The sequence below is a fragment of the Streptomyces sp. CA-111067 genome (genome assembly GCF_050956065.1).
Lineage (GTDB): Bacteria > Actinomycetota > Actinomycetes > Streptomycetales > Streptomycetaceae > Actinacidiphila.
In genome coordinates, this window is the sequence record NZ_CP192103.1 from 1,822,569 (window position 1) to 1,835,397 (window position 12,829).

The following is a 12,829-nucleotide window of genomic DNA, read 5'->3' on the forward strand; positions in this document are numbered from 1 at the left end:
TTCACCGCTCTCCGGACGGCCGTCGGGAGACGTACCGCCGCATCGTCCTTGTCATTGCCCCGGTGAGGGGCTTCCGCCCCCGCAGGGCCAGAGCCGCTCGCGCGGCGGGCTCGTTCCTGGCGAAGGAGATCAGCAGCCCGATCGCGAACATGGTCGGCAGGAGGGCGGAACCTCCGTAGGAGAACAGCGGGAGCGGGACGCCGGCGATCGGCAGCAGGCCGAGCACCGCACCGATGTTGATCACGGCCTGGGCCGTGATCCAGGTGGTCACGCCACCCGCTGCGAACCTGACGAAGGGGTCCTCCGTACGACCGGCCACGCGGATACCCGCGTAGCCTAGTGCCGCGAACAGGGCGAGTACCGACAGTGTCCCCGCAAGACCCAGTTCCTCCCCGGTCACGGCGAAGATGAAGTCGGTGTGCGGTTCGGGGAGTTCACCCCATTTCTCCACACTCGCCCCGAGCCCGGAGCCGAACCAGCCGCCGGACGCGAGCGCGTAGATGCCGTGCACCGCCTGCCAGCAGCCGGCGCCGGGGTCGGTGGCCCCGATGCAGTGCAGCCGGCCCATCCGGTTGGGGCTGGTGGCGATGGCCAGCGCGGCCAGCGCGCCGGCGCCGCCGAGCACCCCGGCGAACAGCCGGGTGGGGGCGCCGGCCAGCCACAGCATGCCGAACAGGATCGCGCCGAGGATCATCGTGGTGCCCATGTCGCCGCCGAGCATGATGAGTCCGAGCAGCAGCAGGGTGACCGGCACCAGCGGCACGAGCAGGTGCTTCCACTGCACGAGCAGGTTCTTGTCGTTCTTGCGGGCCAGCAGGTCCGCGCCCCACAGCACCAGGGCGAGCTTGCCGAACTCGCTGGGCTGCAACTGGAACGGGCCGCCGATGGAGATCCAGTTGGTGTTGCCGTTGATCGTCTCCCCTATTCCCGGCACCTGTACCAGGCACATCAGGAACACCGCGCCCAGCAGCAGCGGGTACGCCAGCGCGCGGTGCAGCCGGATCGGCGTCCGGGCGGCGGCGACGAGCAGGACGGAGCCGATGGCGACCGCGACCAGCTGCTTGCGGAAGTAGTAGGTGGAGGGCAGCCCGTAGCTCAGCGCCTGGATCATGGAGGCGGAGTAGACCATGACCAGGCCGAGCACGGTGATCAGCAGGCTGCCGCCGAGGATGACGTAATAGGCCGTCAGCGGCCGGTCCCAGGCCTCCCGCAGCCGGGCGGGGAGCTTGGCGGCTCCGCGCACCGCGCTTCCCCGCGGGGCGCTGCCGCGCGGGCGAACGGGGTAGACGCTCACGCCGCGACCTCCCCCGGCTTCACCAGGGGCGCGGGGAACTGCGCGCTCAGCCCACCACCTGCCGGTGGTCGGTAAACAACAGGACCAGCCCCTTCGGGCCGGTGGCCACCCGCGCCACCGTCGTGGCTTGTCGCGCAGTTCCCCGCGCCCCTAAAAGGTGCTCCGCTCGCGCGCAGCGCAATCGCGGCCGGGGCACCCGGGTGGCTCGCGCGTGGCGCGGGGGAGGTTGGGCGCGGGGGTGAGGCGGGGTGGATCACGTGACCTCCATCGTGCGCCGCGCGGCGCTGCGCTCAGTGGGCGCCGGGGCCCGCGCCGGACTCCGGGGCCGACGCCAACGCCAAGACCGCGTCAGCGAAAAGATCGCCGCGTTCGTTGTAGTTGGCGAACATGTCCATCGACGCGCACGCCGGCGCGAGCAGCACCGTATCGCCCGGGCGGGCCAGGCCGCTCGCCGCGGCGACGGCCGCGGCCATCGCCCCAGTGTCGGTCCGTTCCAGCTCCACGACGGGCACCTGCGGGGCGTGTCGCGTGAGGGCTTCACGGATCAGCGCCCGGTCGGCGCCGAGCAGTACCACCGCGCGCAGCCGGCCGGCCGCGCCGGCCACCAGGTCGTCGAAGACCGCGCCCTTGGCCAGGCCGCCGGCGATCCACACGATCGGGTCGTAGGTGGCCAGCGACGCCTGGGTGGCGTGGGTGTTGGTGGCCTTGGAGTCGTCCACGTAGGCGACGCCGGCCACGGTGGCGACCTCGGCGATCCGGTGCGCGTCCGGCCGGAAGGCCCGCAGGCCGTCCCGGACGGCGGCCGGCGGCACCCCGAAGGCACGGGCCAGCGCCGCCGCGGCCAGCGCGTTGGCGATGTTGTGCGGGGCCGGCGGCCGCACGTCGGAGGTCTCGGCGAGTTCCTGCGCGCTGTGCTGCCGGTCGTCGGCGAAGGCGCGGTCCACCAGGATGCCGTCCACCAGGCCGAGTTCTGACGGGCGCGGCGCGTCCAGCGTGAAGCCGATCGCCCGGCAGCCCTCCTGCACGTCGGCCTCGCGCACCAGCCGCTCGGTCTCCGGGTCGGCCGCGTTGTAGACGCAGGCGACCTGGTTGCCGTGGTAGATCCGGCCCTTGTCGGCCGCGTAGGCCTCCATCGAGCCGTGCCAGTCCAGGTGGTCGGGCGCGAGGTTGAGCACCGCCGCGGAGTGCGGCCGGATGCCCGGCGCCCAGTGCAGCTGGTAGCTGGACAGCTCGACGGCGAGTACGTCGTACTCCTGCTCGCCGAGCACCACGTCGAGCAGCGACACCCCGATGTTGCCGACGGCCGCGGTGCGCAGGCCCGCCGCGCCGAGGATCGCGGCGAGCATCCGGGTGGTGCTGGTCTTGCCGTTGGTGCCGGTGACGGCGAGCCAGGGGGCGGCGCCGGGGCCGCGCAGCCGCCAGGCGAGTTCGACGTCGCCCCAGATCTCGACGCCGGCCCCGGCGGCGGCGGTGAACAGCGGGCTGTCCGGCCGCCAGCCGGGTGTGGTGACGACCAACTCGGTGCCCTCGGGCAGGGTGTCCCCGTCGCCGAGCCGCACCTGAATGCCGAGCGCCTCCAGTTCGGCGGCCTCGGCCCGCTGCTTGTCGCCCGCCGTGCCGTTGACCACGGTGACCCGGGCGCCCAGGTCGTGCAGCACCTTGGCGGCCGGCACACCGGACACGCCGAGCCCGGCGACGACGACCCGGCGGTCCTTGAGCCGGTCCGCCTCGGTCATGACTTGGCCACCCAGCCGGCGTAGAAGATGCCGAGCCCGACGGCCATGCACATGCCCTGGATGATCCAGAATCTGACCACCACCAGGACCTCGCTCCACCCCTTGAGTTCGAAGTGGTGCTGGAGCGGTGCCATCCGGAAGACCCGCTTGCCGGTCAGCCGGAAGGAGCCGACCTGGATGATCACCGACATCGTGATCAGCACGAACAGGCCGCCGAGGATCGCGAGCAGCATCTCGGTGCGGGAGCAGATCGCCAGGCCGGCCAGCGCGCCGCCCAGGGCCAGCGAGCCGGTGTCGCCCATGAAGATCTTGGCCGGCGAGGTGTTCCACCACAGGAAGCCGAAGCAGGCGCCCATCAGCGCGGCGGCCACCACGGCCAGGTCGAGCGGGTTGCGCACCTCGTAGCAGGCGCCGTTGGCGCTGACCGGGGCGCCGCACCACTGGCCGTACTGCCAGACCCCGATCACGGTGTAGGCGGCGAAGACCATCACCGAGGCGCCGGTGGCCAGGCCGTCCAGGCCGTCGGTGAGGTTCACGCCGTTGGACATCGCCAGGATCATGAACAGCGCCCAGACCACGAAGATCACTGGGCCGATGGACCAGCCGAAGTCCGAGGTGAAGGACAGCTTGGTGGAGGCCGGGGTGTCGCCGCGGGCGTCGTGGAAGTTCAGCGCGAGCACCGCGAAGGTGATGCCGACGATGAGCTGGCCCGCCATCTTGGCCTTGGCCCGCAGGCCCAGGCTGCGCTGCTTGACGATCTTGATGTAGTCGTCGAGGAAGCCGACCAGGCCCATGCCGACGGTCAGGAACAGCACCAGCACGCCGGACATGGTGGGCTTGTCGCCGGTGATCAGCTTGGTCGCCCCGTAGGCGATCAGGGTGGCCAGGATGAAGGCGATGCCGCCCATGGTGGGCGTGCCGCGCTTGCTGTGGTGGGCCTGCGGGCCGTCGTCCCGGATCATCTGCCCGTAGCCCTTGCGGGCCAGCAGCCGGATCAGCAGCGGGGTGCCGATCAGCGAGAGGAACAGGCCGAGTACGCCGGAGACCAGGATCTGCTTCATCGGGCGGCACCTTCGCGGATCGCGCGCCCGGCGCCGTCCGGGGCCTCAAGCAGCGCCAGGGCGACGGACTCCAGTCCCACCGACCTCGACGCCTTCACCAGCACGACATCACCTGGCCGCACTTCGCCGCTCAACAGGTCGACCGCCGCCTCCGCGTCGGACACGTGCACCGACTCCTCACCCCACGAACCCTCGTTATAGGCGCCCATTCGCAGCCAGGCGGCTTCGACCCCGCCCACGGCCACGAGCTTGCTGACGTTGAGCCGGACGGCCAGCCGCCCCACCGCGTCGTGCTCGGCGAGGGCTTCCCCGCCGAGTTCGGCCATCTTTCCCAGCACCGCCCAGGTACGGCCCCCCCGTGCCCGTGCCGGCCTGCCCATCGCGGCGAGTGCGCGCAGGGCGGCCCGCATGGATTCGGGGTTCGCGTTGTAGGCGTCGTTGACGACCGTCACGCCGTCGGGGCGCTCGGTGACCTCCATCCGCCAGCGCGACAGCGGTACGGCCGCGGAGAGCGCGGTGGCGATCTCCCCGGCGGACATGCCGAGTTCACTGGCGACGGCGGCTGCGGCGAGCGCGTTCGACACGTGGTGCTCACCGTACAGGCGCAAGGTCACCTCGGCGCACCCGGAGGGTGTCCGCAGGTCGAACACCGGTCTGCTCAGATCGTCCAGCCGGACGTTCTCGGCTCTGATCGCGGCCCGCTCGCTCTCGCCGAACCACACCACCTTGGCGCGCGTGCGTTCCGCCATCGCGGTCACCAGCGGGTCGTCGGCGTTCAGTACGGCCACGCCGCCGTCCGCCGCGGCCGGCAGCGCCTCCACGAGTTCGCCCTTGGCCAGCGCGATCTGCTCGCGGCTGCCGAACTCGCCGATGTGCGCGCTGCCGACGTTGAGCACCAGGCCGATCCGGGGCGGCGTCAGCCCGGTCAGGTAGCGGATGTGGCCGATGCCGCGGGCGCCCATCTCCAGCACCAGGTGCCGGGTGCGGGCGTCGGCCCGCAGCGCGGTCAGCGGCAGCCCGATCTCGTTGTTGTAGGAGCCCTGCGTCCACACGGTGGGCGCGAGACCGTCGAGCACCTGCGCGATCAGGTCCTTGGTGCCGGTCTTGCCCGCGGAGCCGGTGAGCGCGATCACGGTGGCGCCCAGCTGCCCGATGGCATGCCGGGCTAGCGTGCCGAGCGCGGCCGGCACGTCGGGCACCACGATCGCGGGCACGCCGACCGGCCGGGCGGCCAGCACCGCGGCGGCGCCGTCCTCGACGGCCCGCGCGGCGAAGTCGTGGCCGTCGGCCCGCTCGCCGGCCAGCGCGACGAACAGCGCGCCCGGCACGACCTCGCGGGAGTCCCTGACCACGGGACCCGTGACCCGTACAGCCGGGTCAGGTATGTCGTGCATGCTCCCGCCGACCGCGTGTGCGACCTCGGCGAGGGTAAGGGGGATCACGGTTGTCTCTGGTCCTTCTCGATCGCGGCGCGCAGCACCTCTCGGTCGTCGAAGGGGCGTACCTCTCCGGCGATGTACTGGCCCTGCTCGTGGCCCTTGCCCGCCACCAGCACGATGTCGCCCGGCCGCGCGCGGGACACGGCGACGGCCACGGCGGCGGCCCTGTCGGGTTCGACGATGACGTGTCCGCGCTGGTCCTGCGGGACTTCCACGGCCCCGGTCAGCATCGCGGCGAGAATGGTCAGCGGGTCCTCCGAGCGGGGGTTGTCCGAGGTCAGTACGGCGGTGTCGGCGAGCCGGGCGAGCGCGGCGCCCATCGGGCCGCGCTTGGTGACGTCCCGGTCGCCGCCGCAGCCGAGCACGGCGTGGATCGAGCCCTGGGTGGTCTGCCGCAGCGCCCGCAGGACGGACTCCACGGCGTCGGTCTTGTGCGCGTAGTCCACCACGGCCAGATACGGCTGGCCGGCGTCCACCCGCTCCAGCCGGCCCGGCACGCCGGGAACGGCGGCGACGCCCTCGGCGGCGGCCTGCGGGTCGAGCCCGGCGGCGGCCAGCGCGGTGATCGCGGCCAGCGTGTTGGCGACGTTGAAGGGGCCGGGCAGCGGCGCGGTGGCCCGCACCCGCTCGCCCTTGGGGCCGAGCACCGTGAAGGTGCTCTCCAGCAGCCCGGCCTCGATGTCCTCGGCCCGCCAGTCCGCGTCGAGCCGGCCCTCGGCGGAGAAGGTCACCAGCGGCACGGTGGCCTCGGCGACCAGCCGGCGGCCGTAGGAGTCGTCCAGGTTGACCACGCCGAGCCTGCTGCGGCGCGGGGTGAACAGCTGCGCCTTGGCCTGGAAGTAGTCCTCCATGCCGTGGTGGAACTCCATGTGCTCCGGGCTGAGGTTGTTGAAGACGGCCACGTCGAAGACCGCGCCGTCGACCCGGCCGAGCACCAGGGCGTGGCTGGAGACCTCCATCACCACCGACTCGACACCGCGTTCGCGCATCACCGCGAACAGCGCCTGGAGGTCGGTGGCCTCCGGCGTGGTGCGCTCGCTGGGGACGTGCTGGTCGCCGATCCGAGTCTCCACCGTGCCGATCAGGCCGGTGTCACCGGTGTGCCGCGCGGCCCGCAGGCCGCCCTCGACGAGGTAGGCGGTGGTGGTCTTGCCGGAGGTGCCGGTGATGCCGATCCGCAGCATCCCCTCCCCCGGCTCGTCGTAGACCGCGGCGGCCAGCTCGCCCATCTGGGATCTGGGGTCGGCCACGGTCAGCACCGGCAGGCCGGTGGCGGCGGCGCGCTCGGCGCCGTCGGGGTCGGTCAGCACCGCGACGGCGCCGGCGTCGGCGGCCTGGCCGGCGAAGTCCGCGCCGTGCGCGTGCGCGCCGGGCAGAGCGGCGTACAGGTCGCCGGGGCGGACCGCCCGCGAGTCATGGGTGATGCCGGTGACCTGGGTCGCACTGCCCGGGTCGGCCGCGTCGTGCGGCAGGGGCGTACCGAGCCGCCGGGCGAGTTCCGCCAGCGGTTTGGGGCGGATACGCGTCGGGCGCGGCGCGCCCGGCGGAGTGAGGGAGGGTTGATCAGCTTTGGGCACGGCGGTGAGGTTACCGGGCTGGCCGGGCTCCGGGCCAAAAGGGGCCGGGCGCCGTGCACGCGGGTCGCGGCGGCCGGCCGCCCGCCGGGCACCGCCCTTCCCGCTGCCGTCGCTGGTCATGATCACCGCGCCTTGGGGGTGACGGAGGTGCCGGGGGCGGCGGGCTCCGACGGGTCGAAGGTGATCGGCAGGTTCGGCGCGGGGTTGCCCGACGGCGGCACGCGCAGCGACTTCAGGGAGAACTCCATCACCTGCTTGAAGACCGGGCCGCAGATCGAGCCGCCGAAGTAGCTGCCCTTGGTGGGGTTCTGGATCACGCAGGAGACCGTGATCCGCGGGTTGTCGGCGGGCGCGAAGCCCAGGAAGGACGAGGTGTAGCCCTTGTAGCGGCCGGTCACCGGGTCCACCCGGTTGGCCGTACCGGTCTTGCCGGCGACCCGGTAGCCGGGGATCCGGGCGTTGATGCCGGTGCCCTGCTCGTCGCCGACCACCGACTCCAGCATGGTGGACAGCGTCTTGGCGGTCTGCTCGCTGACCACCCGGGTCTTCTTGGGCGGGTCGGCCGGCACATAGCGGCCGTCAGGGCCTGTGGTGCCGCGGATCAGCGTCGGCGCCACCCGGACACCGCCGTTGGCGATGGTGGAGTAGACCGAGGTGGCCTGCAGCGCGTTGACCGAGAGGCCCTGGCCGAACGGGATCGTGTACTGCTGCGAGGCGTTCCAGTCCTGCGGCTTGGCCAGGATGCCGGGGGTCTCGCCGGGGAAGCCGATGCCGGTCGGGTCGCCGATGCCGAACTTCTTCAGGTACGAGTACAGCACCTTGTTGGCCTGCGGCTGGGTCTTGCCGAGCTGGCCGCTGGCCAGAATGGTGCCGATGTTGCTGGACTTGGCCAGCACCCCGTTCAGCGTCAGGTACCAGGTGCCGTGGTCCACGTCGTCGTGGAAGATCCGGTCGGCGCGCGGCAGCGTGCCGGGGACGGTGACCCGGGTGGTCGGGGTGGCGGTGCCGGTGTCCAGGATGGCGGACATCGACATCAGCTTGCTGACGCTGCCGGGCTCGTAGGCGTCCTGCATCGCCGCGTTGCCCAGCGCGCGCGGGTCGGCGTGCGCGAGGTCGCCGGGGTCGTAGCCGGGGGCGTCGGCCATCGCCAGCACCTCGCCGGTCCTGGAGTCCTGGACGATCACATAGCCGCGGTCGGCCGCGGACTTCTTCACCTGCTCGGTGATGGCGGTCTGCGCGGCCCACTGGATGTCCCGGTCGAGGGTGAGCTGCACGTCGGAGCCCGGCACCGCGGGGTGCTCCTGGCCGCCGGCGGTGGGCACCTGGCGGCCGTTGGACTGGGCGTAGCGGATCTTGCCGTCGGTACCGGCCAGCTCCTTGTTCAGCATCGACTCCAGGCCGCCGCCGCCCGCGCCGGAGCTGTTCACGAAGCCGATGACGCCGGCGGCGAGGTCGCCGGCCGGGTAGACCCGCTTGGTGTGCGGCACGTCGAAGACGCCGGCCAGCACGTCGGCGCCCTGGTGCTTCTCCGCCTTGTCGGCGAACGCCTGCTTGAGGTCCTTGATCTGGTTCCACGCCTGCGGCGACTGCTGGTGGGCGATGATCTGGTAGCGCGAGCCGGGCGTGGCCAGCTGCTTGGCGATCACCGTCGGGTCGCCGCCGACGATCGGCGCGAGCAGCTCGGCGGCCTGCTGCGGGGCGTCCTTGACCTTGGTCTGGGCCGGGGTGAAGAGGTACGGGTCGGCGGTGATGTCGTACGCGTCGACGGTGGCGGCCAGGTCCACGCCCGAGCGGTCGGTGATGGTGCCGCGGTCGGCGGTGACGTCATGGGTGACCCAGCGGTTGACGGCGGCCTTGCCCGCGTAGGCGGACGCGTCCACCGCCTGCACCTGGAGCAGCCGCACGACGAAGACCGACATCACGAGGGTGAGTGCTACCCCCACCAGCCGCAGCCGGGGCCGCGGCCGGCCGAGCCGTACGAGTCTGGGGCCGGGGCGGCGGGGCCGTACGGGAGCGGGCCGCCCGGCCCGCCGGGGATCGCGCCCGGCGTCGCGGCGCTGGTCACGGCCGCCGTCCCGGCCGGACTGCCCGCCGGCCCGCCCGGAGCGCCGCTCGGCCGCCTGCCGGGAGAGCTCCGACCGCCGGGGGGCGGCCGGAGCCCGGCCCTCACCCGACTGGCGGGGCGCACGCGGGCGTTCACCTTCCCGGATCCGCCCGCCGGCCGGCGCGCGGCGCGGTTCGGGGTCCCGGGCACGGCCGTCGGCCGACTCGCGCCGGACCCGGCGGCGCTCGGCGTCCGCGCCCTCGCGGGAACGGCCCTCCTCCGATGCGCGCGGCACCCGGCGGCGCTCGGCGTCCGTGCCCTCGCGGGAACGGCCCTCTCCCGATGCGCGCGGCACCCGGCGGCGCTCGGCGTCGGGCCCCTCGCCGGAACGGCCCTCGGCGGACCGGCGGGGCGGCCGGGGGCGTTCGCCTTCGCGGATGCGGCCGTCTCCCGGCTCGCGGCGGACGCGGCGGCGCTCGGCGTCCGCGCCCTCGCCGCGCCGCTCGTCGCCGGGTTCGCCGGGCGGGCGGGGGCGGCGGCGCGGGTCGCGCGGGGCGTCGTCGCGGCGAGGGGTCACCTGGGGGTCCTCCGGGTCTGGGGTGCGGGGTGGAGGGTCAACGGGTCACCTGGCGGGCGTCGTGGCCGGCGGGGTGGCGGGCGTCGTGGCCGGCGCGGTGGCCGGCTGACCGGTCCCGGCGGCCGGGGCATGGGCGGCGGTGTTCGTGTTCGGAGCGGTGCCGGCGGGGGGCTTGCCCGCGGTGGTGTTCGTGGCCGGGGCATCGGCCGGCTTCGCCGGCGGGGTCCCCGTGCCGGTCGGGGTGGCCGGCGGCGGCGTCGTCGGTGGTGGGGTGGTCGGCGGGGGCGGCGGGGCCGTGGCGGCCTCCGGGCTGCCGTGGACCTTGCCGTCGGGGCCGAGGAAGGCCGGGTTGCCGCCGGGCACCATGCCCAGCTCGCGGGCCCGCTGCTCCAGCGAGCCGGGCGCCCCGTACTGGTCCACCTCCTGCTGGAGCGCCTGCTGCTCGTCCGTGTACCCCGTCGTCTCCTTGTCGAGCTTGTCCAGCTTGAAGGAGTCGCTGTTGACCGCGGCGTTCAGCAGCAGCAGCGAGATCAGGCCACCCGCGAGGAGTGTCACGATCAGGAGGACGAACGGCATCCGGGCCGCGGTTGCGGACCGCGGCCGGCGGGCGGCGGTCACCTGAGGTCCTCCCTGATCCGCTCCGCGCCCCGCAGCCGGGCCGGCGCCGCCCGCCGGTTCCCGGAGATCTCGTCCTCGCCGGGCAGCTCCGCGCCGCGGGTCAGCAGCTTCAGCCGCGGCTGGTACTGCTCGGGCACCACCGGCAGACCGGGCGGCGCGGTGTTCGACGCGCCGGCCGCGAAGGACTGCTTGACCAGCCGGTCCTCCAGCGACTGGTAGGCCAGGACGGCGATCCGGCCGCCGACGGCCAGCGCCGCCACCGCCGCCGGGATGGCCCGCTCCAGCACCGCCAGCTCCCCGTTGACCTCGATCCGCAGCGCCTGGAAGGTGCGTTTGGCCGGATTGCCGCCGGTTCGCTTGGCGGCCTGCGGCAGCGCGTTCCTGATCAGCTCGACCAGCCGGGCGCTGTCGGTGAACGGCTCCCGCTCCCGTTCCCGCACCACCGCGTCCACGATCTTGCGGGCGAACTTCTCCTCGCCGTAGGCGCGCAGGATCCGCACCAGGTCGCCCGGCGGGTAGGTGTTCAGCACCTCGGCCGCGCTGATCCCGGTGCTCTGGTCCATCCGCATGTCCAGCGGGGCGTCCTGCGCGTAGGCGAAGCCGCGCCCGGCCTCGTCGAGCTGCATGGAGGACACGCCGAGGTCGAACAGCACGCCCTGCACCCGGGCGATGCCCAGCTGCTCCAGGGCGTCGGGCAGCTCGTCGTAGACCGCGTGCACCAGGGTGGCCCGGTCGCCGAACGGCGCCAGCCGCTCCGCGGAGAGCTTCAGCGCCTGCGGGTCGCGGTCGATGCCGATGAGCCGGGCCGAGGGGAACGTGCTGAGCAGCGCCTCGCTGTGGCCGCCGAGTCCGAGGGTGGCGTCCACCACCACCGCGCCGGGCGCGGCCAGGGCGGGCGCCAGCAGGTCGAGGCAGCGCCGCAGCATCACCGGGACGTGCCGCGGTCCCGGCGGCTCCGGCTGTGCTTGCGCTGAGGTGTCGCTCATGTCGCCCTTCTCGGATGGTGCCGCTGGTACCACTGGCTCCGCCGGTGGCGGCGCGGCCGGCCGCCGGCGCCGGACGCAGGACCGGGTCCCCGCCCGCTCGGAGAATGATGTCCCCCTGGCACCGGGGAAGTGGTGCCAGCGGAACGGGGAGCGGGAGGAGGCCGAGCCATACGTCCACCCGGCGGACGCGCGCCTGGTGCGCGCGGGACACGTGGGTGGAGGCGCGGTGCCGCTGACGTGCTGTCGCGGGGCCGCGCTCACAGTAATCCGGGCGGAACCTCCTCGGACAGGGCCGAAAAGGTGTCTTCCTGCGCCGCGAGATAGCGTTCCCAGGCCGTCGCCGACCAGATCTCCACCCGGGTGTTGGCGCCGATCACCGCGCAGTCTCTGACCAGGCCGGCGTACTCGCGCAGCGGCTGCGGCACGGTGACCCGGCCCTGCTTGTCCGGCACCTCGTCATGGGCGCCGGCGAAGAGCACCCGCAGGTAGTCCCTGGCGGGCTTGGAGGTCAGCGGGGCGGCGGACAGCTGCTCGGTGGCGGCCTTGAAGCCCGCGGCCGACCAGACGCACAGGCAGCGCTCCTGCCCGCGGGTGATCACCAGGCCGTCGGCCAGCGGTTCACGGAACCTGGCCGGCAGCACCAGCCGGTTCTTGTCGTCCAGCCGCGGGGTGTACGTCCCGAGGAATCCCAGGAACACGGCACACCTCCCGCAGACGGCACCACTTCGCGCCACTTTACTCCACTAAGCCCCACCGTCAACGACGGTCTGCGCGGGCGCGTCCCCCGCGCACCCCGCGGGTCGCGGGGCTCTGAACCCGTCGAACCCGTGTGGTTTACGTCACACATCCTGAGATCGACGGGTTTTTTTACTTGTTTCGTCGGATCTCACAACAGGTGTCCGCACCCCGGGGGCCTTAACGTCAGACACATGTCGATACCAGCCAGCGGTTCCGCCAAGCCGTCCTTGACCTCCGCCGCGTCCGTTACCGACCGCCTTGTCGAGGCCAACCGCAAGTACGCCACCGAGTTCGTCGCCCCGAAGCTGGGCGCCGCCCCCGCGCTGAAGGTCGCGGTCGTCGCCTGCATGGACGCCCGCATCGACCTGCACAGGGCCCTTGGCCTGGAGTTGGGCGACTGCCACACGATCCGCAACGCAGGCGGCGTGGTCACCGACGACACCATCAGGTCGCTGACCATCAGCCAGCGCGCCCTGGGTACGCGATCGGTCGTACTGATCCACCACACCAACTGCGGCATGCAGACCGTCACCGAGGACTTCCGCACCGAACTGGAGCAGGAAGTGGGCCAGCGGCCCACCTGGGCGGTGGAGGCTTTCACCGATATCGACCAGGATGTCCGGCAGTCGATCAACCGGGTCCGCACCTCCCCCTTCCTCCCCCACACCGACGATGTGCGTGGTTTCGTCTTCAATGTGCACAGCGGCCTGCTGCGGGAAATCACGAACAAGTAACGGCAGCCGAGTGACGTGACGTGCC

General features: G+C 73.1%; 10 protein-coding genes. 1 reads left to right on the plus strand and 9 read right to left on the minus strand.

Features of this window, described 5'->3' with window-relative positions; all coding sequences use genetic code 11:
* Window position 1: 1 nt before the first annotated feature.
* The 9 genes from ftsW to mraZ form a co-directional block, all read right to left on the minus strand.
* Window positions 2-1,294 carry a putative lipid II flippase FtsW gene (gene ftsW / locus ACQPW6_RS07970; protein WP_433888837.1) on the minus strand — a complete coding sequence of 431 codons (1,293 nt, stop codon included), beginning with the start codon at window positions 1,292-1,294 and terminating at the stop codon, window positions 2-4.
* 290 nt (window positions 1,295-1,584) lie between these two features.
* The gene (gene murD, locus ACQPW6_RS07975; protein ID WP_433888838.1) at window positions 1,585-3,030 is read right to left on the minus strand and encodes a UDP-N-acetylmuramoyl-L-alanine--D-glutamate ligase; all 1,446 of its coding nucleotides are present in this window, start codon (window positions 3,028-3,030) and stop codon (window positions 1,585-1,587) included.
* Window positions 3,027-4,091: a phospho-N-acetylmuramoyl-pentapeptide-transferase gene (gene mraY / locus ACQPW6_RS07980; RefSeq protein ID WP_433888839.1), complete on the minus strand. Its 1,065-nt coding sequence runs from the start codon at window positions 4,089-4,091 to the stop codon at window positions 3,027-3,029. Before mraY ends, murD begins: the two co-directional genes overlap by 4 nt.
* A complete protein-coding gene (locus ACQPW6_RS07985; protein WP_433888840.1) occupies window positions 4,088-5,533 on the minus strand; it encodes a UDP-N-acetylmuramoyl-tripeptide--D-alanyl-D-alanine ligase in 1,446 nt (481 codons plus the stop codon). Before ACQPW6_RS07985 ends, mraY begins: the two co-directional genes overlap by 4 nt.
* Complete coding sequence (locus ACQPW6_RS07990) at window positions 5,530-7,227, minus strand: UDP-N-acetylmuramoyl-L-alanyl-D-glutamate--2,6-diaminopimelate ligase (RefSeq protein WP_433888841.1); 1,698 nt, start codon at window positions 7,225-7,227, stop codon at window positions 5,530-5,532. The genes ACQPW6_RS07985 and ACQPW6_RS07990 overlap by 4 nt, the downstream gene beginning before the upstream one ends.
* A 2-nt stretch (window positions 7,228-7,229) precedes the next feature.
* Entirely contained in the window at window positions 7,230-9,317 is a 2,088-nt protein-coding gene (locus ACQPW6_RS07995; RefSeq protein ID WP_433894462.1) for a peptidoglycan D,D-transpeptidase FtsI family protein, read from the minus strand.
* A gap of 456 nt (window positions 9,318-9,773) precedes the next feature.
* Window positions 9,774-10,346 carry a septum formation initiator gene (locus ACQPW6_RS08000; RefSeq protein WP_433888842.1) on the minus strand — a complete coding sequence of 191 codons (573 nt, stop codon included), beginning with the start codon at window positions 10,344-10,346 and terminating at the stop codon, window positions 9,774-9,776.
* Window positions 10,343-11,332 (minus strand): 16S rRNA (cytosine(1402)-N(4))-methyltransferase RsmH, encoded by a 990-nt coding sequence (gene rsmH / locus ACQPW6_RS08005; RefSeq protein ID WP_433888843.1) that lies wholly within the window; start codon window positions 11,330-11,332, stop codon window positions 10,343-10,345. The genes ACQPW6_RS08000 and rsmH overlap by 4 nt, the downstream gene beginning before the upstream one ends.
* Window positions 11,333-11,589: 257 nt before the next feature.
* Window positions 11,590-12,030, minus strand: coding sequence for a division/cell wall cluster transcriptional repressor MraZ (mraZ, locus tag ACQPW6_RS08010; protein WP_433888844.1), 441 nt, complete (start codon window positions 12,028-12,030; stop codon window positions 11,590-11,592).
* Between the two features lie 231 nt (window positions 12,031-12,261).
* On the opposite strand from mraZ, the gene ACQPW6_RS08015 reads away from it, so the two are divergent.
* Window positions 12,262-12,804, plus strand: a complete 543-nt coding sequence (locus ACQPW6_RS08015) for a beta-class carbonic anhydrase (protein ID WP_433888845.1) — start codon at window positions 12,262-12,264, stop codon at window positions 12,802-12,804.
* The last annotated feature ends 25 nt before the right edge of the window (window positions 12,805-12,829 follow it).

Coding starts and splice junctions, on each gene's coding strand:
- murD (WP_433888838.1), bottom strand. CDS start 3,030: ATGACCGAGGCGGACCGGCTCAAGGACCGCCGGGTCGTCGTCGCCGGG.
- mraY (WP_433888839.1), bottom strand. CDS start 4,091: ATGAAGCAGATCCTGGTCTCCGGCGTACTCGGCCTGTTCCTCTCGCTG.
- ACQPW6_RS07990 (WP_433888841.1), bottom strand. CDS start 7,227: ATGACCAGCGACGGCAGCGGGAAGGGCGGTGCCCGGCGGGCGGCCGGC.
- rsmH (WP_433888843.1), bottom strand. CDS start 11,332: ATGAGCGACACCTCAGCGCAAGCACAGCCGGAGCCGCCGGGACCGCGG.
- ACQPW6_RS08015 (WP_433888845.1), top strand. CDS start 12,262: ATGTCGATACCAGCCAGCGGTTCCGCCAAGCCGTCCTTGACCTCCGCC.